Source organism: Klebsiella sp. w6 (genome assembly GCF_033100215.1).
In the GTDB taxonomy this organism is placed as follows: domain Bacteria; phylum Pseudomonadota; class Gammaproteobacteria; order Enterobacterales; family Enterobacteriaceae; genus Klebsiella; species Klebsiella variicola.
This window is the reverse complement of the sequence record NZ_CP136907.1, coordinates 2,095,319-2,116,750: the sequence shown is the minus strand read 5'-3', so window position 1 is coordinate 2,116,750 and position 21,432 is coordinate 2,095,319. Positions and strand designations below refer to the sequence as shown.

General features: G+C 53.4%; 29 protein-coding genes and 1 pseudogene. 16 read left to right on the top strand and 14 right to left on the bottom strand.

The features are described from left to right. Positions 1 to 6: 6 nt before the first annotated feature. The 8 genes from R0140_RS10235 to R0140_RS10200 all read right to left on the bottom strand — a co-directional run bounded on the left by R0140_RS10235 (position 7) and on the right by R0140_RS10200 (position 4,601). A complete protein-coding gene (locus tag R0140_RS10235; protein WP_023316697.1) occupies positions 7 to 759 on the bottom strand; it encodes a hypothetical protein in 753 nt (250 codons plus the stop codon). Continuing rightward, the gene (locus tag R0140_RS10230; RefSeq protein WP_317703978.1) at positions 756 to 1,184 is read right to left on the bottom strand and encodes a dynein light chain family protein; all 429 of its coding nucleotides are present in this window, start codon (positions 1,182 to 1,184) and stop codon (positions 756 to 758) included. Before R0140_RS10230 ends, R0140_RS10235 begins: the two co-directional genes overlap by 4 nt. After that, positions 1,181 to 1,483 (bottom strand): hypothetical protein, encoded by a 303-nt coding sequence (locus tag R0140_RS10225; protein ID WP_100091654.1) that lies wholly within the window; start codon positions 1,481 to 1,483, stop codon positions 1,181 to 1,183. The genes R0140_RS10230 and R0140_RS10225 overlap by 4 nt, the downstream gene beginning before the upstream one ends. Continuing rightward, on the bottom strand, positions 1,480 to 2,217 hold the full coding sequence (locus R0140_RS10220) for a replication protein P (protein ID WP_223429191.1): 738 nt from the start codon (positions 2,215 to 2,217) through the stop codon (positions 1,480 to 1,482). Before R0140_RS10220 ends, R0140_RS10225 begins: the two co-directional genes overlap by 4 nt. Continuing rightward, complete coding sequence (locus R0140_RS10215; RefSeq protein WP_411555536.1) at positions 2,214 to 3,242, bottom strand: replication protein; 1,029 nt, start codon at positions 3,240 to 3,242, stop codon at positions 2,214 to 2,216. The genes R0140_RS10220 and R0140_RS10215 overlap by 4 nt, the downstream gene beginning before the upstream one ends. Beyond that, positions 3,239 to 4,036 carry a ParB/RepB/Spo0J family partition protein gene (locus tag R0140_RS10210; RefSeq protein WP_064114958.1) on the bottom strand — a complete coding sequence of 266 codons (798 nt, stop codon included), beginning with the start codon at positions 4,034 to 4,036 and terminating at the stop codon, positions 3,239 to 3,241. Before R0140_RS10210 ends, R0140_RS10215 begins: the two co-directional genes overlap by 4 nt. A gap of 85 nt (positions 4,037 to 4,121) precedes the next feature. After that, on the bottom strand, positions 4,122 to 4,343 hold the full coding sequence (locus tag R0140_RS10205; protein ID WP_194418627.1) for a CII family transcriptional regulator: 222 nt from the start codon (positions 4,341 to 4,343) through the stop codon (positions 4,122 to 4,124). 39 nt (positions 4,344 to 4,382) lie between these two features. Further along, positions 4,383 to 4,601 (bottom strand): helix-turn-helix transcriptional regulator, encoded by a 219-nt coding sequence (locus R0140_RS10200; RefSeq protein WP_004191589.1) that lies wholly within the window; start codon positions 4,599 to 4,601, stop codon positions 4,383 to 4,385. Between the two features lie 108 nt (positions 4,602 to 4,709). On the opposite strand from R0140_RS10200, the gene R0140_RS10195 reads away from it, so the two are divergent. From R0140_RS10195 to R0140_RS10135, 13 genes and pseudogenes are all read left to right on the top strand, one after another. After that, on the top strand, positions 4,710 to 5,369 hold the full coding sequence (locus R0140_RS10195) for a LexA family protein (protein WP_194418629.1): 660 nt from the start codon (positions 4,710 to 4,712) through the stop codon (positions 5,367 to 5,369). A gap of 402 nt (positions 5,370 to 5,771) precedes the next feature. Continuing rightward, positions 5,772 to 5,882 (top strand): hypothetical protein, encoded by a 111-nt coding sequence (locus R0140_RS10190; RefSeq protein WP_032429701.1) that lies wholly within the window; start codon positions 5,772 to 5,774, stop codon positions 5,880 to 5,882. Continuing rightward, positions 5,875 to 6,081, top strand: coding sequence for a phage encoded cell division inhibitor protein (locus R0140_RS10185; protein ID WP_008807814.1), 207 nt, complete (start codon positions 5,875 to 5,877; stop codon positions 6,079 to 6,081). Before R0140_RS10190 ends, R0140_RS10185 begins: the two co-directional genes overlap by 8 nt. Before the next feature lie 80 nt (positions 6,082 to 6,161). Further along, positions 6,162 to 6,446: a host nuclease inhibitor GamL gene (gamL, locus tag R0140_RS10180; RefSeq protein WP_016529276.1), complete on the top strand. Its 285-nt coding sequence runs from the start codon at positions 6,162 to 6,164 to the stop codon at positions 6,444 to 6,446. A 15-nt stretch (positions 6,447 to 6,461) separates the two neighbouring features. After that, the gene (gene bet / locus R0140_RS10175) at positions 6,462 to 7,307 is read left to right on the top strand and encodes a phage recombination protein Bet (RefSeq protein WP_317703977.1); all 846 of its coding nucleotides are present in this window, start codon (positions 6,462 to 6,464) and stop codon (positions 7,305 to 7,307) included. After that, on the top strand, positions 7,304 to 7,984 hold the full coding sequence (locus R0140_RS10170; RefSeq protein WP_004151306.1) for a lambda exonuclease family protein: 681 nt from the start codon (positions 7,304 to 7,306) through the stop codon (positions 7,982 to 7,984). Before bet ends, R0140_RS10170 begins: the two co-directional genes overlap by 4 nt. Next, positions 7,981 to 8,409, top strand: coding sequence for a hypothetical protein (locus R0140_RS10165; RefSeq protein ID WP_017898874.1), 429 nt, complete (start codon positions 7,981 to 7,983; stop codon positions 8,407 to 8,409). Before R0140_RS10170 ends, R0140_RS10165 begins: the two co-directional genes overlap by 4 nt. Then, the gene (locus R0140_RS10160; RefSeq protein ID WP_109262311.1) at positions 8,406 to 9,062 is read left to right on the top strand and encodes an MT-A70 family methyltransferase; all 657 of its coding nucleotides are present in this window, start codon (positions 8,406 to 8,408) and stop codon (positions 9,060 to 9,062) included. The genes R0140_RS10165 and R0140_RS10160 overlap by 4 nt, the downstream gene beginning before the upstream one ends. Continuing rightward, positions 9,059 to 9,280: a hypothetical protein gene (locus R0140_RS10155; protein ID WP_317703976.1), complete on the top strand. Its 222-nt coding sequence runs from the start codon at positions 9,059 to 9,061 to the stop codon at positions 9,278 to 9,280. Before R0140_RS10160 ends, R0140_RS10155 begins: the two co-directional genes overlap by 4 nt. Further along, positions 9,277 to 9,501, top strand: coding sequence for a hypothetical protein (locus tag R0140_RS10150; protein ID WP_064291614.1), 225 nt, complete (start codon positions 9,277 to 9,279; stop codon positions 9,499 to 9,501). The genes R0140_RS10155 and R0140_RS10150 overlap by 4 nt, the downstream gene beginning before the upstream one ends. Further along, positions 9,498 to 9,815, top strand: a pseudogene (locus R0140_RS10145) (hypothetical protein); the annotation flags it as partial. The gene R0140_RS10150 and the pseudogene R0140_RS10145, both read left to right, overlap by 4 nt. A gap of 164 nt (positions 9,816 to 9,979) precedes the next feature. Further along, positions 9,980 to 10,198 (top strand): TraR/DksA family transcriptional regulator, encoded by a 219-nt coding sequence (locus R0140_RS10140; RefSeq protein ID WP_317703975.1) that lies wholly within the window; start codon positions 9,980 to 9,982, stop codon positions 10,196 to 10,198. A gap of 1 nt (position 10,199) precedes the next feature. Continuing rightward, complete coding sequence (locus R0140_RS10135) at positions 10,200 to 10,394, top strand: excisionase (protein ID WP_087761503.1); 195 nt, start codon at positions 10,200 to 10,202, stop codon at positions 10,392 to 10,394. On the opposite strand, the gene R0140_RS10130 is transcribed toward R0140_RS10135, so the two are convergent. Both R0140_RS10130 and R0140_RS10125 read right to left on the bottom strand, forming a co-directional pair. Then, a complete protein-coding gene (locus R0140_RS10130) occupies positions 10,391 to 11,584 on the bottom strand; it encodes a tyrosine-type recombinase/integrase (protein WP_317703974.1) in 1,194 nt (397 codons plus the stop codon). The two genes, R0140_RS10135 and R0140_RS10130, sit on opposite strands and share 4 nt — an antisense overlap. Before the next feature lie 480 nt (positions 11,585 to 12,064). Continuing rightward, positions 12,065 to 14,494 (bottom strand): glucose/quinate/shikimate family membrane-bound PQQ-dependent dehydrogenase, encoded by a 2,430-nt coding sequence (locus R0140_RS10125; protein ID WP_042947323.1) that lies wholly within the window; start codon positions 14,492 to 14,494, stop codon positions 12,065 to 12,067. Positions 14,495 to 15,275: 781 nt separating this feature from the next. On the opposite strand from R0140_RS10125, the gene R0140_RS10120 reads away from it, so the two are divergent. Continuing rightward, entirely contained in the window at positions 15,276 to 15,854 is a 579-nt protein-coding gene (locus tag R0140_RS10120; protein ID WP_016161315.1) for a YceI family protein, read from the top strand. A 468-nt stretch (positions 15,855 to 16,322) separates the two neighbouring features. Here the strand turns inward: R0140_RS10120 and R0140_RS10115 are convergent, their stop codons facing one another. Then, positions 16,323 to 16,496: a YciY family protein gene (locus R0140_RS10115; protein ID WP_023290120.1), complete on the bottom strand. Its 174-nt coding sequence runs from the start codon at positions 16,494 to 16,496 to the stop codon at positions 16,323 to 16,325. A gap of 143 nt (positions 16,497 to 16,639) precedes the next feature. On the opposite strand from R0140_RS10115, the gene cls reads away from it, so the two are divergent. Next, entirely contained in the window at positions 16,640 to 18,100 is a 1,461-nt protein-coding gene (gene cls, locus R0140_RS10110) for a cardiolipin synthase (RefSeq protein WP_008804416.1), read from the top strand. Positions 18,101 to 18,134: 34 nt separating this feature from the next. Next, positions 18,135 to 18,464 (top strand): HI1450 family dsDNA-mimic protein, encoded by a 330-nt coding sequence (locus R0140_RS10105; RefSeq protein ID WP_002910079.1) that lies wholly within the window; start codon positions 18,135 to 18,137, stop codon positions 18,462 to 18,464. 63 nt (positions 18,465 to 18,527) lie between these two features. Here R0140_RS10105 and R0140_RS10100 read toward each other — a convergent pair whose 3' ends face one another. The 3 genes from R0140_RS10100 to R0140_RS10090 are packed head-to-tail and all read right to left on the bottom strand — an operon-like array spanning position 18,528 to position 21,424. Then, entirely contained in the window at positions 18,528 to 19,355 is an 828-nt protein-coding gene (locus R0140_RS10100) for an ion transporter (RefSeq protein ID WP_012541359.1), read from the bottom strand. A gap of 54 nt (positions 19,356 to 19,409) precedes the next feature. After that, complete coding sequence (gene oppF, locus R0140_RS10095; RefSeq protein WP_008804414.1) at positions 19,410 to 20,414, bottom strand: murein tripeptide/oligopeptide ABC transporter ATP-binding protein OppF; 1,005 nt, start codon at positions 20,412 to 20,414, stop codon at positions 19,410 to 19,412. Then, positions 20,411 to 21,424, bottom strand: a complete 1,014-nt coding sequence (locus tag R0140_RS10090; RefSeq protein ID WP_004151853.1) for an ABC transporter ATP-binding protein — start codon at positions 21,422 to 21,424, stop codon at positions 20,411 to 20,413. Before R0140_RS10090 ends, oppF begins: the two co-directional genes overlap by 4 nt. Between the last annotated feature and the right edge of the window lie 8 nt (positions 21,425 to 21,432).

Sequence of the window (21,432 nt, the reverse complement as noted above, 5' to 3'; positions counted from 1 at the left end):
GACTCCCTAAATCTCAAAGGCCAATTGCGGCATAAAGCGGTCGCGTTCGGCGTTATAGTTGAGCGCACTGGCGCTGTTCATTGACTCGATACGCTCAACGAGTACAGCGGCTCTCGTTTCTTTGCTGGCCGGCGCATAGGCTGATTTCTGCCATGATTTATCGATACCGATATTGCGGGCCACGTTTGTGCTATCAGCTGATGACAGCGGTATATGGCGGAAAATATCGGCATTAAGCATCCGCAGGCCGTGCAGTTTGCAAATCGGGTAACCGTTCTCATCCACAACATGCCGGATTAAGTCACGCAGGCGAGCCACACAGCGGCGCGGCCGCTTTGCGTCGTATTCGCCCATGCTGCCGATTGCCACGCGGGGGAACTCATTGCAGAGCTGAATAAACCGCTCGTCTGGTTCGTTCATGTGCCACACTGGCGCCCCAATGAACTTTCCGTGCGGCCACTCTGCTATCAGCGCATCGTTTTCCTCGCTACTGCCGCCGATAACGTCCGGGATAATGGCGAATGAGAACCGCGGGTGATTAGCCCAACGCTCGACGAACCGGTAATACTCGTTCCAGTCCACAACGCGTTTTTTCGTCCAGAAACTGAATGCGCCGTTATCCAGAGCAAATGACTGAGTAACTTCGCTAGCCAGTGCTAACTGACCAGCGTTTGCAAAGCTAATGAACGCATGGCGACCCTTCCACGCCTTCAACGCACAGGTATCTGGCGTGATTGGCCCTCCGTGGAAGTGAATCATTTGTCCCCCTCGCGCAGCTGCTTGGCGAACTTAAGCGCTTCTTCGGTAGTGCCGTTCCATCGACCGCCTCTGCTGGAAACCCACTCCTCCACCCCATCAGCCTTAATCCCGGCTACGATGCGATCGGTGGCGGGGGTTTCAGGTTTAAGTGCGCCCAGAACGGCGTGGATAACCTCTGTTTCGTTTTCAACCCATGACCACTCGGAGGTTTCATTCCAGTCATGATCCATTACTGCGGTTTCCATGAATGCATCGACTGCTTCGGATGGGATTTCCTCCTGGCTAAAAACAGCCTTCAGCGCCACATTCTCCGCAGCCAGCTGCTTAAACGCTTTAGCCAGCTTCAGGAACTTCTGCTCTTTGATCGACAGCTCGCCTGCGCTCTCCAGGGAGGCGATGAGCTCGTTTACTGTTTCGATGTTCATTTTCTTACCCCCGCCAGGCACTGGTTAAAAAGGTTGGTCATTGGGTTTACGCCGCCAGGACGCTGGCGATACTGAACAGACGGATCGCTTTCGGTTACGGCTGTTGTGTCGATCAGGGTGTAGCGGTAGCTCCTGCACTCACCTTCACGGTTAACCTGGCCGTCTTTGTTCATCTGCCACAGGGAGGAATTGACCACTGAAGAGTCAAGACCGGTACCGCTGCGGATATCCTGAAAGCTGCAGCCAGGATGCTGGCCGATGAAGTTAATAACGGCTTGTTTGCCCGAGTTCTTTTTCATGACCGCCCTCTCCCCAGTCCAAATTTCGCCCGAATTTCTGCGATTTTGTTTAACCCCTGCTCCTGACTTAATGGCCGTCCACCAAGTTTTGGAATCTGCTTAACCGGCTCTGGAATCGCTTCTCCTGCGTTTAAACGACGCACCATACGCATCAGCTCATCCTGAGCCTTACGGCGCAGCTCAGCGTCGCTGAGGCCGTTTGCGCGCATGTCTGCGTACAGTCCAGTAACCATCCAGTAGCAGGCCTTGTGCTTCAGCGTTACCGGCGTGACGTTGTGCTCTGGCCACGGATAGGACTCAGCATCCGGGTATTGCCCGCGGGTCCGGCAGTACTGGTAAACCATATCGACCAGTTCCACTGCATCAGGTAGCCCGGCAGATACGGCTGATTCCGATTTGCACCAGGCGACAAACTGACCCGGCGATGGCATGAACGGGCGATCCTGTTTGCGGGCAACGCGCATTCCGGCGTTGATTTGCTCCATGGAGACAATCCCGTTTTCCTTGAACGCCAGAAGCCACTGCCGGCGCATCTCGTTCATCTCCTCGGGTGTTTTGCTGGCCAGCGCCGGGAACACAGCGAGCAACTGGCGGAACAGTTCGTTGAAGATCTCCGCAGTCTTTGCCGCCTGGCGCTTTACTGCCTGCTCTTCCTGCATTTCAGGAAGCCCGGCAGCCACGCGCTGGAAGTTTTCCCGATCGAAGTTGTGCATGCTTTCAGCGATTGATTTCATTCGAGCACCCCGTAAATCCAGTCAGTGTTGTTCAGGTCGACTTTTGGCTTCCCGGCAACCTGAACCCCTGGCGCGCTGCGCTGCATGGTCAGCTTGTCCCACTGCTTGCGCAGCGCATCAGGGCTCAGGATGTTGCGATGCCAGAACGAGTCTTTGCTCGCCCAGTCGTACATGCCGCAAATATCCTGGTGGCTGCGGTTGTCGATCTGACGCATCAGTCGAACCGTGTTTGACCAGGCGGTCATGTCAGGAGCTTTGCAGGTTGGGTTGATCATCCTGACCCTGGAGAAAATCCACTCGGCAACGCGAACGTCTTCTGCGGTTCCCCACTTGCTGCCGCTGGGTGTGTAAACCGCAGCATCAGGATGAGCAGACAAAAATTTCTTCAGGCGGACGTCAGAGGATTCGCCAGAATTCTCGGACGAAGATCTTTTAATGTTTTTATTCTTGTTATTACCTTCTTGTTCATGTTGTGCGGTTGTTTGTGCGGCTTCATGTGCGCCATCATGTGCGGGCACCACCTTCAAACCCGCGCCATTGCTGGGCTCGCCATGTGCGCAAGTATGTGCGGCTTCATGTGCGGCTTCATGTGCGGGTAAATTGTCTGTTTTTTGAGCATATTCTGCAAAATTTGTGATGGTGATCACTCTCCCTTTTTGCTTCTCACCTTCGATAGAAATCATCCCTTCGCGCACAAAAACGGCCAGCATTCTCTCTACTGAATCGCGACTAGTAGGATTCCCTTTCCGGTCGCAAAGCTGCAGCCCTAAATCGGCCGCTGTGACCACCAGTTGACCGGGCAGCAGTGACCACTCATGACCTTTGAAAGTCGCTCTGAATGGCTGACGAGCAGCATTAAGCAGCAGGTTTTCCCACAGGGTTCTGAGGTACACATCTTTTGCCCAGGACTGCTTGAGAACGCTCCGGTACAACGGGATGTAGCCAGATTTCTGGTTTTCCATCCAGTTGCTCCTGAATTGCCCCGGCGCGGCGCCGGGAAACTTGAGTATTTCTGCGGTGTTCATGCTTCACTCTCCCAGCCGGCCTCTTTCAGGAATTCGCGATAGTTGTCCAGGATGGCGCGCGCATCAGCTGGCAGTTCAATGTCAGCCTGATCAGCGACTATCTGGAGAAACTGGCGCGCCTTTGCTGCGCTAAACTGCGGCAGCGCCGCGCTACGGGTTAATTTCGATTTACCTGACGCTCTGGCCTTATCCATCTGGCGAACAGCTACAGAGGCCGCCTGTGGGCCGTGCTCGCGGGATAAAGCAACCGCTGTTGTCGGGGATACTTCGCCGGCACGAACCATGCTGATCAGCTCTTCTCCGCAGGTCAGCAAATGCAGGTGATAGTCGACGTCGGACAGAGAACGCTTAACCTTCTTCGCGATCTCATCAGGCTCCCACCCCTGGTTTCTCAAACGCTGGTATGCAGTTGCGCGTTCCAGAGCAGTGAGAGGTTTCCCCTGGTTTCTGGTGACCATGAAGGCGATCCGGTCAGCTTCGTTCCCGACGAAGTCTTTGCACTCAAGACGGATGATGTCAGCACCTGCTTTCGTCGCCTCAATGGCGCCGTAATAGCGGTGGTGACCGTCGATAACCTTCACGCCCTTCTCGGTAACCTGGACGTCCAGCGGAGGCACCGACTCGCCGGCGATAAACGCATCGCGGAACTCAGCGACGTGATCCTGGTCGATTTCGCGGATATTCAGGCCGGGCTCGACGTACAGCTCTTTCAGGGGAACGATAAACGTCCTGTTCACCTTGATGCCGGTTCCGTTTTTATCTTTTTGGTTGTAATGCTGGTAAAGTGAACTCATAATTACTCCTGTGAATTGATCCAGTTAATTCGCGTAGAAAGCCGTTAGTGTTCGCCCACTGCGGCTTTCGCCTTTCTGTTCCCACTCATGCTTCAAAATCACCTTTCTCTCCCGGCCTGTTAGAAATCAGGATGGCCAGAAGTAGCGACATGTTCGGCAGGAGACTTTCCCGCCAGCGACTCACCGTCGATTTATTCACTCCGGCCACTTTGGCGATATTCGTGGTTCCCAGTTCAGATATCTGGCTGTGTAACCAGCTTTCTATCCTGCGAGCCTCCACTTTGTTGCGTGTCGTTGAACTCTCCATTTGTGATACTTCCTCTGTGCTATCTAAAAGAGCCGCCAATCAGGCGGCACTGGCTTTTGATGGGGGGAAAACGTCGTCAATGCTGACGCAAGCTCCGTATTTGTTAAGCGCAGCAACTATCTTTCTGCATTGCTCAATACTGAGATCCCGTTTCCCGTTTTCGTAATGGCAGATAGCGCCGGCCGTCAGATTAAGCTCCGTCGCTATCTGGCGCTGTGTAAGCCCTGCTCGACGTCTGATCTTGCTTAGATTGTTCATGTCGGGTCTCCTCTAAACAGTTTTAATATACATATTGTATTCTTCCCTCGCAAGGTAAATATACAAATTGTGACTCGAAGAAAGATATACAACTTGTATCATTTGGGTATGAGCATGAAATGGTATGACCTAGCAAAGTCCCTCATGAAAACGAAGGGCATAAACCAGGAAGAACTGGCAGAGCATCTCGGGATCACCAAAGGTGCCGTTAGTCATTGGCTAAACGCAAGGAGAGAGCCCAGCCTGGAGGACATAGCTAAAATCCTTCGCTTCCTCGGCAAGAATAATTTTTCTGTGGGGGCTGGCGGCATGATAATCGATGAAAACATCAAGGGTGATGTTGAGTACGTTGGGCCATATAAGCGCGGCAACGAATATCCAGTGCTTAGTAGTGTTCAGGCTGGATCGTGGCGAGAGGCTATAGAACCTTATTCCATCAAAGATGTTGATTTGTGGCTTGAGTCCAATGCACATATCCAAGGGGAAGCGTTCTGGCTGCAGGTTGAAGGAGATTCCATGACTTCACCAGTCGGACTTAGCATTCCCGAGGGTACCTACGTTTTGTTTGATACCGGCCGTGAGCCAGTAAATGGCAGCCTTGTGATCGCTAAGCTATCAGAATCAAACGAAGCAACATTCAAAAAGCTGATTATTGACGGGGGCCAGAAATACCTGAAGGGCCTCAATCCCCAATGGCCACTAGTCCCAGTTAATGGTAACTGCCGCATTATCGGTGTAGCCGTAGAAACCAAGCTTCGCCTTATCTAACCTCTAGCCGGCGCCATGACCGGCTGATCTCCTTCCCGTGACATACTCTTTACGCATTTCAATTCCACGCGCGCCTATCAGCCCTAACAATTTTCGTTGACTCAAACTGCCAATGGAAAAATAAACCTTCATAAAATACAAAATGTTATCTTTCGCAGAAAAAATAAGTATACGTATTGTATTGCAAGTAATGAATACGTTTTGTATATTCAATTCATCCAAACAACACCGGCAACGCCGGACGTAAGTCAAACGCTCAGCTAGCCGGCTTTAAGGCAAAGGTGAAGAGATGATCCGCGAAGAAGATAAAACTGAGTGGTTTAAGTTTCTGGCACACGCATTCGCCATCGTCGTATGCGTACTGATAGCAAGCGCATTCTGCCTGATGCCTGGTGGTTCAGCATGAGCAGAAACGGCATTCGTTCACTGATTTACTGCCTGCTGATCTGCGGCGTTATCTGGACAGCGTTGATTATCAAAATTCTGCACGTTACGGGGGTGTTCAATGGTTAGTCATCATTACGGGACACAGACCGTTAACCGCGGCGCCGTTCTCCCAGGGATGCTCGTTAAGCATCGGGAAAGCACCTGGACAGCATCAGCAAATAAACGCGGCCGCCTCTACCTGCATCGCGGGATTGAGCGGACTTACACAACCGACTTGCTGGTTGAAGTTTATCTGAACGGGTTGGGACAAGGTCTCAGCCGGTAATCGAAACGAAGAATTTAACTCAGCTATCAGGCAGCCAATACGGTGCCGGGATTCTTACAACCAAATTTCAGGAGCGAGCTATGAACGCATACCGCGCATACGACGCTATCGAAGAACGGAAATGGGCTGAGCAGTCGCTCACCGAAGAGAAGCAAAAGTGGATTGACGATCGGGCGCAGGAAATTATCGACGCCCTGCCAAAAGAGCCGTCAGGCCTGTTCCGCTTCTCTGTGCCGATGGACAAAAGCCCATACGAAGGCCTCCGCAGCGATGCAGCTGGCGAGGCATATAACGATCTCATTTCGGCAGTAGCTTACGCCCAGGCGGAATACGACTGGGATCACCGCACCGGCTGCCCGTTTTAACTTTGGGGAATAACAATGGCTAACGAACTTGTGATTACAGCCAGCTCTCTTGCTGAGATAGGCATTGACGGCGCCACATGGAGCGCCCTCAAAAACAGTATTTACCCTGGCGCCAAAGACGAATCAGTAATGATGGCGCTGGACTACTGCCGGGCCAGAAACCTCGATCCGCTTCTGAAGCCCGTTCATCTGGTGCCAATGAGCGTTAAGGACTCGAAGTCGGGTAAAAGCGAGTGGCGCGATGTGGTTATGCCTGGCATCGGGCTTTATCGGATTCAGGCCGATCGCTCCGGTGATTACGCTGGCGCAAAAGAACCAGAGTTCGGCCCGGACGTCACTCTGACGCTTACCGGTATTGAAGTGACCGTGCCTCAATGGTGCAAGTACACGGTCAGCAAGCGCATGCCCAGCGGGGAGATCGTCGAATTCAGCGCGAAAGAATACTGGGTTGAGAACTATGCCACCGCCGGCCGCGACACTACCGCGCCAAACGCAATGTGGAAAAAGCGCCCTTACGGCCAGCTGGCGAAGTGTGCCGAGGCTCAGGCTCTGCGTAAGGCGTGGCCTGAAATTGGCCAGCAGCCCACCGCCGAAGAGATGGAAGGTAAAACACTGGAAGTTGATGCGCGTGACGTAACGCCGCGCAGCACTACAGAGGCGCTCCCCCTGGTGGCCAGTGAGGAAACGTTGCAGGCAATTACCGACCTCCTGACGTCCCTGAATAAGGACTGGGAGCAGGACTTCCTGCCTCTGTGCAGCAACATCTTCAAGCGTGACATTTTCCAGGCATCACAGCTCACCGAAGAAGAAGCGCAGAAAGGCTTTAGCTTCCTCCAGAAAAAAGCGCAGGTGGCAGCATGACACCAGAAATTATCCTCGAGCGAACTGGCATTGACGTTACCCGCGTTGAACAGGGAGACGAATCCTGGCACCGCTTACGCCTGGGCGTGATAACTGCCTCGGAAGTTCACAACGTCATTTCTAAGCCCAAGTCAGGTAAGAAATGGACTGATATGAAGATGTCCTACTTCCTTACGCTCCTTGCCGAAGTGTGCACCGGCGTGGCGCCGGAAGTTAACGCCAAGGCGCTGGCCTGGGGGAAACAGTATGAGGCCGACGCTCGCACCCTGTTTGAGTTCACCACCGACGTGAAGGTAACAGAGTCGCCGATCCTTTTCCGTGACGAAGGTATGCGCACCGCCTGCTCACCAGACGGCCTGTGCAGTGATGGTCGCGGCCTTGAGCTGAAGTGCCCTTTCACCTCTCGCGACTTCATGAAATTCCGGCTTGGCGGCTTCGAGGCTATCAAATCCGCCTATATGGCCCAGGTGCAATTCAGCATGTGGGTAACCGGAAAGGATGCCTGGTATTTCGCGAATTATGACCCTCGCATGAAGCGAGAAGGCATTCATCACGTGGTTGTTGAGCGCGACGACAAATACATGTCCGACTTCAACGAAATGGTGCCGGAGTTCATCAGCAAGATGGATGAATCGCTGGCGGAGATCGGCTTTACCTTCGGGGAGCAGTGGAAATGAAACGCACTCCATTTTACCGCAGGCCCGGCAAAGCAGGGAAATTCTCCGGCCTTCGCGAGCGCGTGATCTGGATGATTCAGACGCGCGGTCGCCCTGTTACCGGCAGCGAAATAGCGGAGAAGTTCGGCGTGACGCTTGTCGAATTTAACCGCGTTGCGAACGGCATAACCAAGGGAGAAGGCCGCATTGCGCAGCTGATCGCATCGGAAACCTGGCTCAACGAGGACGGCATCTGCGATCGCACCTTTGACCTGATCACAAGACCAAAGGTCATTACCCCGCAGGGTAAAACTCGCCTGTTCACTAAGCGTTCGATAGCTCAGGCCGCCTCTGGCAACCGCCAGAAATGTATTGATAAAGCGGCCCGGCGCCGCCGGCTTATCGCATCTGGCCTCTATATCGATGAAATGGAGTCAGTCCTATGAACCGCTACTCACTTATCTATGCCGACCCGGCCTGGTCTTACGGGAACACGATCAGCAACGGCGCCGCCGTCGATCACTACCCCACCATGAGCTTGCTCGATATGAAGCGGCTCCCGGTGTGGGAGCTCGCCGCGGATAACGCTGTGCTGGCGATGTGGTACACCGGCACCCACAACCAGGAGGCGATGGAGCTGGCCGAGGCCTGGGGATTTACGGTGCGCACCATGAAGGGCTTCACCTGGGTGAAGCTGAACCAATTGGCCGAACTGCGCATTACCAAGGCCCTGGCAGAAGGAGAGGTTGCCGACTTTTACGACTTCCTCGATCTGCTGAATGCAGAGACGCGCATGAACGGTGGCAACCATACCCGCGCCAATACCGAAGACGTGCTGATCGCCACCCGCGGCGCCGGTCTGGAACGCAAGCACGCTGGCATTAAGCAGGTGGTCTACAGCCCGCTCGGCGCGCATAGCGAGAAACCGTGGGAAGTTAGACACCGACTGGAACTGCTCTACGGCGACGTGCCGCGGATTGAGCTTTTCAGCCGCAGCGCAGCGCCAGGCTGGAGCCACTGGGGCAACCAGTGCGCCACCGCTTCCGTTGAGCTGATCCCCGGCTGCGCCATCGACGTAGTGAAGACGGAGGCAGCATGACGCCAGAAGAAAAAGAAAACGCTCTCCGCGCCCAGGCTCGTCGCTGCGCAGAAGAGATAACCAAAGCGATGAGCGTAAAGCCTAAACCGAAGTGGAACGCTGTATGCTCCCCTATCCTTCGCAAGCACTACGAGAAGGTAAAGCCGATGGGTGTCAGCCTGGTGAAATTTGTCAGTGTTATTGGGCGGCTGAGCGGCCGCTATGGAGTGGAGTCATGAAGCTGAAAATGTATACCCCATCCGGGTCTGTGATCGTCGAAACCAACGACGTCGCGCAGTTTTACCCAGACGCTGAAAGCGGCGGAGAGCTGACCACAATCGAACTGGTTTCGCCAGCCGGCGACCATGGGAAGGTGGCAGTAAAACATAGCTTCCACCAGGTGGCTGGCGCTCTTGCCACTGCCTGGAAAATGGATGAAGACAAGGCAGGTGCAGCATGAAATTCTCCAAGTTCTCTGAGCTGGTGGCGCGCCTATGGTCTAACCCACTGACCCAGCGGCGCGACCCCGAGATTACAATCCTTGTCCATTCGCCCGGCAGCATCGGGCCGTCGCCATCCGTCGAGGTAGAGGCCATTCACGCTGGCTTCGACTGGGACGCGGGGCAGGTGATTATCTACCCGGCTCAACCTCTGACCGCGCTCACGCCTGAGCAGGTAGCGGAAATCAGCGAGAGCGTTCGAAAAGGCCAGAGCTGGCACGTATACGAGGCCTACAAGAAGCACAAAGCCCAGTTGGAAAACGCAGCGCTTGAGTATGCGAAAGTCGCCGGGCAGCGCGACGAACTTCTGGCGGCGCTGGAGCGCCTGCTGCCTTGGGCTGAGTGCATGGAATACGCGCCGCCTGGTATGGAGTTCTCAGGCGATCACCCAATTGCCGTTGCCCGCACGGCCATCGCCCGCATCAAAGGCGGTGCAGCATGAGCGCAGAAATCATCGATCAGGCCAACGAGCTGGCAGAGCGCCGGCTGGAAATGACCATCCAGAGCATGCGCATCAACCATGCGGCAATTTCAGCTACTCACTGCCGCGACTGTGGGGAAGAGATACCCGAGCGGCGCCGGGAACTGGTGGCGGGTTGTCAGCGCTGCGCTGATTGCCAGGAAGTTGAAGAAATACTGAAAAAGCATCGGAGGTGATATGGACGATATTTTGCTGACATCCGACCTGACCAGTCGATACAAAATTTCGCGCAAAACCCTGTGGTCATGGCAAAGCGAAGAAACCATGCCACGGGGTTTTGCTCGCCCCTTCCCTGCGCCTGACTTCCCCGGGAATCCTAACCGCTGGAAAGCAGAGTCGATAAAGGAGTGGGAAGAGACAAAGCAGCACTAACAAAATGGCTCGCCGATGACCTTCTCTAAGTGGCTCTGCCAGACGCGGAGCCAGTGTTTCTGATCATCAATGTAATCATGAAGGTTGTAATGAGCCATTACCCCCACCATCTGGTGACCAAGTATTTTTTCAATCACGTGGGGAGGTGCGCCAAGCTCAGAAAGAGTAGTTGCGATAGTGCGCCGCAAATCGTGCATAGACCACTCCTGCATGTTGGCGCCAGACCATATTGACCTCGCATAATTTGAAGCCACGGGCCCCTGAACAGGCTTGTCCAAAATCTCCCCATCAACACGTCTTTGTGAAGTGACAAGATGCTTCGTGCCTATCATTTCAAGATGGCTTTTCACAAGGTTAACAGCAGCATCAGGCAACCCACGTCGCGTATTGACCCTCGTTTTATAAATCTTGGCGGGCACGGTCCACTCACATTCGTCGAGCTGGAACCAGGATCTTTCGCTCTGTCTGATTTCCCCTGTCCTGCAACCGGTCAGCATAATAAATTTCACCAGGAATACCGACTCTATGGACATGTGATTTTTTAACCACTGGTACACAGCCCGAAGTTCCTCATCGCTGAGTCGTCGTGTGCTGATCTTTGGTTTTTGCCCTACATCTGTGGGGATAAGTCCATCCAGTGGGTTCGTAGAGATAACACCACGGTTAAAACAAAAACGGAAAGCTCTTTTGCACAAAGAAAGCATATAGTGAGCCATCACCCTGCTTTCTATGCTGTCGAAAAGCTCTGTCCAGTGGCGCCGGGTTGAGTTATCGACCTTAACCCCCTTCATCTGCACTGATATGTGCTTCGCAAACACTGACTGGTAATAGGTCGTATTAGTCAGGTTATTAGCAATACAGTGCCTCTCTATCCAGTAATTAAAAGCTTCCTCTACTGACAGAGCATCCTGTCGGCTTATCCGCTCCAGCTTGGCTTGCTCGCGAGGGTCCTTTCCCTCAGTAAGCCATGCTCTGAATTGCTGTCGGCGATCTCTTGCCTGGGCGATACTCATTGCAGGATAATCACCGACATTGATTTTTACTGGTTTACCTTGCCAGCGGTAGCGATAGAAGAAGGTGATTTTTCCAGCCTGGCTGATCCTGACGTTAAGGCCATGGGAGTCGGACAGCACTTCAATATCGTCACGTTTCTTTCCAAGCGCTTTTTTAAGCTTTGTATCGGTGAGCATCTGATGAGTACACATATGATCTTTGAGTACGCAAAAGTGTACACAAAATCATTTGCTCAAAGATACCCACAATGTAACACTTATACATGAAACTTACCTTCACATACCTCCAACCCCATGAGTAGCAGCGCTTGGACGTAACGGATCGTTTTTGAGTGGAATTGTTCGAAACCAGATAAATGACAATATAAGAAAGTGTTTTGATAAATATTCCCTGCTATTTTTCTGGTTAGCCATAAAAAAGACACCAGGCCATCAGATTAAAGGGCGCATTTTGGTACACAACATTAAAATGTCGCCCTTTTCCATCACGCGAAAAGTTTGGCTGTTCTCTCACTGACATGTCCTGTACAGGGTCAGATCCCCTCTCCTGCCTCAACATCGTCGCCTAACGCAACGCCTCACCATCCATGCATTAATATGAAAAGCCCCCGCTGTCCGGCGGGGGCCTCTGATCGTTATCGCTGATCCAATTATCTGTTACTTATCGAGCGCATAGGCAATCACGTAGTCACCGCGATCCGGCGACTGGCGGGCTCCACCGGCGGAAATCAGAATGTATTGTTTGCCGGTCTTCGGCGAAACATAGCTGATGGGTCCCCCCTGGCTTCCTACCGGAAGACGGGCTTTCCAGACTTCTTCACCCGTAGATGAATCGAAGGCGCGCAGGTAGTAGTCCTGGGTTCCGGCAATGAACACCAGGCCGCCCTGAGTTGCCAGGGTTCCACCCAGCGTCGGCATACCGATCGGCATCTGAGCACGCATTTTTATGCCAAACGGACCGGTATCCTGGACGGTACCGACCGGCACCTGCCAGACAATTTTCTGTGTTTTCAGGTCAATCGCGGACAGCGTACCAAACGGCGGTTTCTGACATGGGATCCCCAGCGGCGACATGAAACGGTTTTTGTTGACCGAGTACGGTGTTCCTTTCATCGGGACCGCCCCCATCCCGGCGTTCACCGCTTCACCACCGGTGTTGGCCACCGCGCTTTGTGGGTCCTGCTTAATCAGCTGCACCCACAGACCCAGACGCATATCATTGACGAAGATATAGTGGTTGTTCGGATCGGTAGACAGGCTGCCCCAGTTCATTCCTCCCAAAGAGCCCGGGAAGCTGAGGGAAACATCGGTCCCCGGCATGGTGTACAGCCCGTCATAACGCATCGATTTGAAGCTGATACGACAGACCAGCTGATCAAACGGCGTTGCCCCCCACATATCAGATTCTTTCAGGGTTTCCGCCCCAATCTGCGGCATCCCAACAGAGCGCGGCTGCGTCGCCGGATACTGTTCATTTGGGATATCAGCCGGTTTCACCGGGACCTCTTTCACTTCGGTAAGCGGTTGACCCGTCAGGCGATCAAGTACATAGATTTGACCCGCTTTGGTCCCCACCACCACGGCGGGTTTGTTGCCCTCTTTGGTCGGGAAATCGACCAGGCTTGGCTGCATCGGGACATCGAAGTCCCACAGATCGTTACGCACGGTCTTGTATACCCACTTCTCTTTCCCGGTGGTCGCATCCAGCGCCAGGATTGAAGTGGCGTATTTGTGATCGCCCTGAATACGGTCCGCGCCCCACAGGTCAACAGAGGAGCTCCCCATCGGAATAAAGAGGGTATTCATCGACGCATCCCATGACATGGGCGCCCAGGAGTTAGCGGAACTGCGTTTGTAATGTTCCCCTGGTTGCAGAACATGATTGGGATCCGGATTACGCGGATCAAATGCCCAGCGCTGCTGGCCGGTAATCACGTCATAACCGCGCACCACGCCGCCAGGCATGTCAGTACTGACGTTATCCGCCACGCGGCCTCCAACCACCACCGTGGTGCCAGCCAGCGTCGGGGCTGAAGTCAACACATAGCTTGGATCTGCCGCAGCGCCCATCCCTTCCCGCAGATTCACGCTGCCGTTCGTCCCGAAGTCCGGGCAGAATTGGCCGTTATCTGCGTCTAAGGCGATCAATCTGTCATCAATCGTATTCATCAGGATGCGACGCTGGCATGCTGCACCTGGCGCGACCTGTGCCGGCAGAACCGGTGTGGAGCCTGCCACAGTGGGCTGCGTCAGTGGCTTCGTCGCATCAAAATACGCCAGGCCTCGGCAGCGCATCCAGATGGCGGATTTCGCATTAATTTCCGCTCTCCAGATCTCTTTTCCACTATCGGCATCGACGGCGATCACATTGTTATGCGGAGTACAGAGGAAAACACGATCGCCTACCTGCAGCGGTGTTTGCTGATCTTCTGCGCCATTGCCATCCGGGCTTAACGGGGTGTCGCCAGTATGGAAGGTCCAGACGGGTTTCAGGTTTTTTACATTGTCACGCGTGATCTGGTCCAACGCCACAAAGCGGCTACCGCCGGCAGTATTACCGTAGTGGTCCCAGTTTTGCTGTTTAGCGTCTTCTTTTACCGGCACCAGCGGTAATTTCTCGCCGCTGAACGCCACTGTGGGATGGGGCTGAAACATCTGAACAAAGGTGACGCCCATGGCGATAACCAGAACAACGCAGACCCCCCATGCCCCTTTGGTGCTGTAAGGCTTTCCTTCATGCTTACGTAGCGCAGGCCAGGTGGCCGCCGCCAGCAGCATCAACCCGGCGGGTACCATCAAACGGGAAACGAGCGGCCAGAAGTCGAAGCCGGCATCAAACAGTGCCCAAATCAGGGTACCCACGAATACCAGAGCAAACAGCCACACCGCGGACGACCTGCGGCGGAAAAACTGAATCGCGGCGAGCAGGGTAATAACCCCGGCAATAAGGAAATACCAGCTTCCCCCCAGGGAAACCAGTTTATAACCGCCGATGACAAAGAACAGGCCTGTCGCAAGCAGTATCACGCCGACCAGCAGGCACCACAGGCCTAACCAGCCGGATGAGCGGGGATTCGTATCTGACATAATAACTCTCCTGATAACACCATGAAATAAAACTATTTCTTATTTAACTATCGATGTTTTCCCCGCAGTAAGCCAAACGGCATAAATGAAGCATAATGCCGGGATAGAAAATGGCGATAAAACATCGATGTCGGGAATTATATTTAATTGTTAATAAATTGTGTAAGTCCGTTATGTAAGATCTTGTATTTTATTTATTTATTGATTGTTTTTTGCTCGACACTATTGTGATAAAGCTAAAAAAACGCCAGGAAGAATTAAAAAGAAATGACTACAAAAAATAAATAACACAGAATAATATATCGACATTTATTCGTTTCACATCGACATTAGATTGGATAAATGCCTAATTTATGGTTATTGCTCTTTTTTACATTGACTGGATAAGCATGTTGATGCGGGTAATTTCTCCCTGCCGATATTAAGCCATGGAATAAACGGGGATTAATGTCCGGTTTTCGCAAGGTACTGAACCGGTCTTAAACAACCTTCCTGCATTCAGGCTCGCGGTGATTTCTCTCCCCAGGGAAAATAGCCCCGCAATGATATAACCACACACAATATCCTGACATGGCCCAATAAAAATCTCACCGTCAGGTTAAAATTGCCGATGATCATTTTTTAACTTCTATTAATTGCCTTGCGTAAAGTTCACGCTGCGTTACTGTAGGGTTATTCGTGCTTGATTAAAAATTTTGAAAGGGAATAACAAATGTTTTCAATAAGACTTCCCTCTTTTTAAGCTACCCTTTGTGTACTTGCCCATTTTGAGGACTTTTTTGTGAACGTTCTGAAAAAAACAGTATTTCTTTCTCTGCTTGCCTTATATATCCCTGTATCACAAGCTGCGGCGACGGAATATAACCTGGATCCGCAGCACACGTCGGTGGTGATTGCCTGGAATCATTTCGGTTTCTCTAACCCTACCGCCTATATCTCTGATGTTTCAGGGAAATTATCTTTTGACAAAGAAAACCCTGAAAAATCTTCTGTTAGCGTTACTCTGCCGGTAAAAACCATTGACACGCATGTCAAAGCGTTAACCGATGAATTTTTAGGCAAAGAATACTTTGATGTCAAAACGTTTCCCGAGGCTACTTTCCGGAGTACCAAAGTGGAAAGCAAGGGCGACAATAAATATGATGTCGAAGGTAACCTGACCATTAAAGGCATCACCAAACCGGTAGTTCTGCATGCAACCCTCAATAAGCAGGACATGCATCCAATGGTGAAAAAAGAGGCGATTGGATTTGATGCAACAGGGGTAATCAAACGTTCAGACTTCAAGCTTGATAAGTATGTGCCCGCGGTAAGTGATAACGTGACCATCACTTTATCCACTGAAGCCTATGCAAAATAAAGTAATGCACGCGTAATAGCGTGCATTTTATTCAGGCGCGTTATCCAGACAACCGTTCTGAAAGGCAAACAAACAGGCGCAGATTATTTAAGACCAGGAGCGGCACGCTTAGCCTCATGCGCCATGATCTGACTGCGCCTGTTTCATCATTCTTCTAAACTTACTTCAGGCTGCATCTGCTGGCCAGTGTGGGCATGCATTCGACAGCGCCGCACCTGTCTGGGTAACAATAAATACTGCATGGCAATTAATTCCTGTGGCGGCAGGAATAGGTTCTGCCTGAAACAAACCGCCCGGAATAACGTGACATGCCTATTTTAATGAGACGTGAAAGCAAGCCAGGCGCAAACTGTCGTTGCACCGCAGTCGAGCAAAATAATGATGTCAAGATGGCAATGATAACGATAATTCAGCGCAGGGCTGAGAAAACGACAACGGCACCGCGTACGGTGCCGTTAGCCTGCTCGCTTAACAGTCGGGAAAAATAAACAGCAGAGCATGACGCTGCCGTTTCACCAGTCCCTTCCTGATAGCAAGGATCCGCATATTGCGGCGCGATTGGGCTTCCAGCCAGCGCGCTTTACGGCGATTCACCTGTCTCAGCATGCGCCAGCGCCCTACTTCCGTTCTACTACGCTTCATTGCAACGACTCTACGAGTGAAAACAGCCTCCATTATAAACCTCTGCCAGCAACTGACTACCGCTTTCGCTGCGTTTTTATTTGCCAGAAAAATACTGATGCGTAAACTCATCACATAACGTCATTCAAAAGGATTTTACATCTATGACAACCTTTTACACGGTGGTGAACTGGCTGGTCATTCTGGGGTACTGGCTGTTGATCGCCGGTGTAACATTACGAATTCTAATGAAACGCCGCGCTGTCCCGTCCGCCATGGCATGGTTGCTGATCATTTATATCCTGCCGCTGGTGGGGATTATCGCCTATCTCTCCTTTGGCGAACTGCATCTCGGCAAACGCCGGGCGGAACGCGCCAGGGCGATGTGGCCCTCGACGGCCAAGTGGTTAAACGACCTCAAAGCCTGCAAACATATCTTCGCGGAAGATAACAGCCCGGTGGCAGAATCCCTGTTCAAGCTGTGTGAACGGCGTCAGGGCATTGGTGGCGTAAAAGGCAACCAGCTGCAGCTGCTGACGGAATCTGACGACGTGATGCAGGCTCTGATCCGCGATATTCAACTGGCCCGCCACAATATCGAGATGGTCTTTTATATCTGGCAGCCAGGCGGTATGGCCGACAGCGTCGCCGAATCGCTGATGGCCGCCGCGCGTCGTGGGGTTCACTGTCGGCTAATGCTCGATTCTGCGGGCAGCGTGGCCTTTTTCCGCAGCCCATGGGCGGCGATGATGCGTAACGCCGGTATTGAAGTCGTCGAGGCCCTCAAAGTTAACCTGATGCGTGTGTTCCTGCGCCGGATGGATTTGCGTCAACATCGCAAGATGGTGATGATCGATAACTATATTGCCTATACCGGCAGCATGAATATGGTCGATCCGCGCTACTTTAAGCAGGACTCGGGGGTCGGCCAGTGGATTGACCTGATGGCGCGGATGGAAGGCCCGGTGGCGACCTCGATGGGCATCGTCTACTCCTGCGACTGGGAAATCGAAACCGGAAAGCGCATTCTGCCGCCACCACCGGACGTCAATATCATGCCGTTCGAAGAGGCCAGCGGGCATACCATCCACACGATCGCCTCCGGCCCGGGCTTTCCGGAAGATCTGATCCATCAGGCGCTCCTCACCGCCGCCTACGCGGCGAAAGAGCATCTGATCATGACGACACCTTACTTCGTGCCCAGCGACGACCTGCTGCACGCAATCTGTACCGCCGCCCAGCGCGGTGTCGACGTGAGTATTATTTTACCGCGCAAGAACGATTCACTGCTGGTGGGCTGGGCCAGCCGGGCCTTTTTCACCGAGCTGCTGGCGGCCGGGGTCAAAATTTATCAGTTTGAAGGCGGATTGTTGCATACCAAGAGCGTGCTGGTGGATGGCGAACTGAGCCTGGTGGGGACGGTGAATCTGGATATGCGCAGCCTGTGGCTCAATTTTGAGATTACGCTGGTCATTGATGACGCCGGTTTTGGCAGCGATCTGGCGGCGGTCCAGGATGACTATATCTCGCGTTCGCGCCTGCTTGACGCCCGTCGTTGGCTAAAACGACCGCTCTGGCAGCGGATCGTCGAGCGACTGTTTTACTTCTTCAGCCCGTTGCTGTAAAACGTGCCCATCAGATACCGAATGAGTAGCAATCATGGATATGGATTTAAACAACCGCCTGACCGAAGACGAAACGCTTGAGCAGGCTTACGATATCTTCCTCGAGCTGGCGGCCGACAACCTCGACCCGGCGGACATCATTCTGTTTAACCTGCAGTTTGAAGAGCGCGGGGGCGCCGAACTGTTCGACCCGTCCGCAGACTGGGAAGAGCATGTGGATTACGATCTGAATCCGGATTTCTTCGCCGAAGTGGTAATTGGCCTGGCGGATACCGATGGCGGGGAAATTAATGACATTTTCGCCCGTGTTCTGCTGTGCCGCGAAAAAGATCATAAGCTGTGTCATATTTTGTGGCGTGAATAACGCTCACTATCCAGTGAAAAGCCTGCCGCGGTTCACCCGGCAGGCTTTTTTTATGCTGGCAGCTTATTTCGGCAACGCATGGCCGCAGGCGTGACAAAAACGGGCGTTATCGTCATGGTCGCCCTGCTGGCACTGCGGACACAGGCGACGCTGACGCCGACGGTTCAGGGCGCTGGTCATATGGGTAGTGATAAGCCCGGTCGGTATCGCAATAATGGAGTAGCCGATCAGGATGAGGATCGACGCCAGAATGCGGCCCAGTGGGGTATGCGGGGTGATATCGCCATAGCCGACGGTGGTGATGGTCACGATGGCCCAATAGACCGAGGCGTTGAGCGTTGTAAAGCCGTACTCCGGCCCCTCGATCAAATACATTAGCGAACCGAAAATCACCATCACAATGGCGATAAACGAATAGAACAGAATCAGCTGGTGACGCGCACTGACGATTGCTCGCCAGAACACGTTGAGCGAAGGCATAAAGCGCAACAGTTTGAGAATACGCAGCGCGCGGATCGCTCGCATTGCTCGCCAGGCAAAGACATAATTCAGACTAATCTCCGGCCACAGCCACATCACATACAGCGGCAAAATCGTCGCCAGGTCAATCAGTCCCCAAAAGCTAAAAATATAGTGGAGCGGATTGGGCCAGGTGGCGATACGCAGCAGGTACTCCACGGTAAAAACCGCGGTCACCAGCAGCTCCAGCCAGACGAAAATATGCCATTCATCTAATGTCAGATGATATTGCGTGCCCAGCCCCGACTCGATAAAAATCACCAGCACGCTGAGCAAGGCGAAAAGTCCGCACAGCCCTTCGAAGCGGCGGCCGGAACGTCGGTTCTGATCGAAAAGTAAATGATAAAGCCGCAGACGAGCGGCAGAAAGCATACCCACTTCGTTAACCTCGCAAAAAAAAGGGCTGACCTGCGTCAGCCCCTGAGATTATAACGGGTCTACCTTAAGGCAGGAAACCGCATGGCGGAAACTGCCCTCCAGTACCGGGCGGGTTTTCGCACACTCTGGCCCGGCGAGCGGGCAGCGGGTGCGGAACACGCAGCCCGACGGAGGGTTAATTGGCGAGGGTAATTCGCCCTCCAGCAACTGAATAGTTTTCGCTTTCTCGAGATCAGGATCGGGGATCGGTACCGCCGACATCAGCGCTTTGGTATAGGGATGCAGCGGATTATGATACACCTCGTCGTAGGTGCCCAGCTCCACCGCATGGCCCAGATACATCACCAGGACGCGGTCGGAGATATGTTTAACCACCGCCAGATCGTGGGCGATAAATATCAGCGACAGCCCCATCTCACGCTGCAGCTGCTGCAGCAGATTGACCACCTGAGCCTGAATCGACACGTCAAGCGCAGATACTGGCTCATCGCAGATAATCAGCTTCGGCTCAAGGATCAACGCCCGCGCGATGCCGATACGCTGGCACTGACCGCCGGAGAACTCATGCGGATAGCGGTTGATCAGGTTAGGCAGCAACCCGACCTTCATCATCATCGCTTTGACGCGATCGCGAACTTCCTGACGCGACATCTTCGGATGATAGGTGCGCAGCGGTTCAGCGATAATCTCCCCGATGGTCATGCGCGGATTCAGCGAGGCCAGCGGATCCTGGAAGATCATCTGGATATCGCTGCGCACATCGCGCCACTCTTCCTGCTTCATACCCAGCAGATCTTTCCCAAGCCAGGCCACTTTGCCATCGGTCGCTTTCACCAGGCCAATAATGGCGCGGGCGAAGGTCGATTTGCCGCAGCCTGACTCCCCTACCACACCGAGGGTTTCCCCCTCATAGAGGCGCAACGTCACGCCATCCACTGCTTTCAGCGTTTTCGACGGCTGCCAGAACCACTGCTTGCCATCTTTGATATCGAAGTGCACCTTCAGGTCGGCAATTTCAAGCAGGACTTTTCGTTGTTCAGTTACGGCGTTCATAGCAGATCCCCCACCGGTTTAAAGCAGGCGCGCAGGCGGCCTGGCGCGAACGACTCCAGCGGCGGTGCGCTGCTACACTGCTCCATGGCGTGCGGGCAGCGCGGCTGGAATGGACAGCCTTTCGGCAATCGCAGCAGGTTTGGCGGGTTGCCAGGGATAGTTAACAACGCATCGCCCTCGGCATCCAGACGAGGAACTGCATTCAACAGGCCAATAGAGTATGGATGTGACGGTTGATAGAAGACATCGCGCGCCTGACCGTACTCCATGGTGCGCCCGGCGTACATCACCAGCACTTTATCGCAGATCCCGGCCACCACCCCGAGGTCGTGGGTGATCATGATGATTGCCGTATTGAATTCGCGTTTAAGCTCATTCAACAGCGTCATGATCTGCGCCTGCACGGTGACGTCCAGCGCGGTGGTAGGTTCATCCGCAATCAGCAGCCGCGGCCGACACAGCAGCGCCATGGCAATCATCACGCGCTGGCGCATCCCGCCGGAAAACTCGTGCGGAAACATCTTCATGCGCTTGCGCGCTTCCGGCATTTTTACCGCATCGAGCATCTTCACCGACTCTTCAAACGCTTCGGCTTTGCTCAGTCCTTTATGCAACATCAGGACTTCCATTAACTGCTCGCCCACCCGCATATACGGGTTAAGAGAGGTCATCGGATCCTGGAAAATCATCGAGATTTGCTCGGCGCGCAGTTTGTTCAGTTCACGCTCGGGCAAATTGAGGATCTGCCGACCGTTAAAGGTGGCGGATCCTCCGATGCGGCCGTTGGCCGCCAGCAGCCCCATCAGAGCGAAGGCGGTTTGCGATTTACCGGAGCCAGATTCGCCCACAATGCCGAGCGTCTCGCCCGCCTGCAGGGTGAAGTTCAGGTCATTGACGGCAGTGACATCGCCATCCGGCGTTTTAAAGGTGACGCGGAGATCTTTCACGTCCAGCAGCAGGCCGCTGTGACTCTGCGCTTGCGGCGCCTTTGCCGTTTCAATCATGGTCATGGCAGCGC

Excerpts from the sequence above, each read along its gene's own strand:
- R0140_RS10235 (WP_023316697.1), bottom strand. The coding sequence starts at position 759 with ATGATTCACTTCCACGGAGGGCCAATCACGCCAGATACCTGTGCGTTG.
- R0140_RS10230 (WP_317703978.1), bottom strand. The coding sequence starts at position 1,184 with ATGAACATCGAAACAGTAAACGAGCTCATCGCCTCCCTGGAGAGCGCA.
- R0140_RS10225 (WP_100091654.1), bottom strand. The coding sequence starts at position 1,483 with ATGAAAAAGAACTCGGGCAAACAAGCCGTTATTAACTTCATCGGCCAG.
- R0140_RS10220 (WP_223429191.1), bottom strand. The coding sequence starts at position 2,217 with ATGAAATCAATCGCTGAAAGCATGCACAACTTCGATCGGGAAAACTTC.
- R0140_RS10215 (WP_411555536.1), bottom strand. The coding sequence starts at position 3,242 with ATGAACACCGCAGAAATACTCAAGTTTCCCGGCGCCGCGCCGGGGCAA.
- R0140_RS10210 (WP_064114958.1), bottom strand. The coding sequence starts at position 4,036 with ATGAGTTCACTTTACCAGCATTACAACCAAAAAGATAAAAACGGAACC.
- R0140_RS10205 (WP_194418627.1), bottom strand. The coding sequence starts at position 4,343 with ATGGAGAGTTCAACGACACGCAACAAAGTGGAGGCTCGCAGGATAGAA.
- R0140_RS10200 (WP_004191589.1), bottom strand. The coding sequence starts at position 4,601 with ATGAACAATCTAAGCAAGATCAGACGTCGAGCAGGGCTTACACAGCGC.
- R0140_RS10195 (WP_194418629.1), top strand. The coding sequence starts at position 4,710 with ATGAGCATGAAATGGTATGACCTAGCAAAGTCCCTCATGAAAACGAAG.
- R0140_RS10190 (WP_032429701.1), top strand. The coding sequence starts at position 5,772 with ATGAGCAGAAACGGCATTCGTTCACTGATTTACTGCCTGCTGATCTGC.
- R0140_RS10185 (WP_008807814.1), top strand. The coding sequence starts at position 5,875 with ATGGTTAGTCATCATTACGGGACACAGACCGTTAACCGCGGCGCCGTT.
- gamL (WP_016529276.1), top strand. The coding sequence starts at position 6,162 with ATGAACGCATACCGCGCATACGACGCTATCGAAGAACGGAAATGGGCT.
- bet (WP_317703977.1), top strand. The coding sequence starts at position 6,462 with ATGGCTAACGAACTTGTGATTACAGCCAGCTCTCTTGCTGAGATAGGC.
- R0140_RS10170 (WP_004151306.1), top strand. The coding sequence starts at position 7,304 with ATGACACCAGAAATTATCCTCGAGCGAACTGGCATTGACGTTACCCGC.
- R0140_RS10165 (WP_017898874.1), top strand. The coding sequence starts at position 7,981 with ATGAAACGCACTCCATTTTACCGCAGGCCCGGCAAAGCAGGGAAATTC.
- R0140_RS10160 (WP_109262311.1), top strand. The coding sequence starts at position 8,406 with ATGAACCGCTACTCACTTATCTATGCCGACCCGGCCTGGTCTTACGGG.
- R0140_RS10155 (WP_317703976.1), top strand. The coding sequence starts at position 9,059 with ATGACGCCAGAAGAAAAAGAAAACGCTCTCCGCGCCCAGGCTCGTCGC.
- R0140_RS10150 (WP_064291614.1), top strand. The coding sequence starts at position 9,277 with ATGAAGCTGAAAATGTATACCCCATCCGGGTCTGTGATCGTCGAAACC.
- R0140_RS10140 (WP_317703975.1), top strand. The coding sequence starts at position 9,980 with ATGAGCGCAGAAATCATCGATCAGGCCAACGAGCTGGCAGAGCGCCGG.
- R0140_RS10135 (WP_087761503.1), top strand. The coding sequence starts at position 10,200 with ATGGACGATATTTTGCTGACATCCGACCTGACCAGTCGATACAAAATT.
- R0140_RS10130 (WP_317703974.1), bottom strand. The coding sequence starts at position 11,584 with ATGCTCACCGATACAAAGCTTAAAAAAGCGCTTGGAAAGAAACGTGAC.
- R0140_RS10125 (WP_042947323.1), bottom strand. The coding sequence starts at position 14,494 with ATGTCAGATACGAATCCCCGCTCATCCGGCTGGTTAGGCCTGTGGTGC.
- R0140_RS10115 (WP_023290120.1), bottom strand. The coding sequence starts at position 16,496 with ATGAAGCGTAGTAGAACGGAAGTAGGGCGCTGGCGCATGCTGAGACAG.
- cls (WP_008804416.1), top strand. The coding sequence starts at position 16,640 with ATGACAACCTTTTACACGGTGGTGAACTGGCTGGTCATTCTGGGGTAC.
- R0140_RS10105 (WP_002910079.1), top strand. The coding sequence starts at position 18,135 with ATGGATATGGATTTAAACAACCGCCTGACCGAAGACGAAACGCTTGAG.
- R0140_RS10100 (WP_012541359.1), bottom strand. The coding sequence starts at position 19,355 with ATGCTTTCTGCCGCTCGTCTGCGGCTTTATCATTTACTTTTCGATCAG.
- oppF (WP_008804414.1), bottom strand. The coding sequence starts at position 20,414 with ATGAACGCCGTAACTGAACAACGAAAAGTCCTGCTTGAAATTGCCGAC.
- R0140_RS10090 (WP_004151853.1), bottom strand. The coding sequence starts at position 21,424 with ATGACCATGATTGAAACGGCAAAGGCGCCGCAAGCGCAGAGTCACAGC.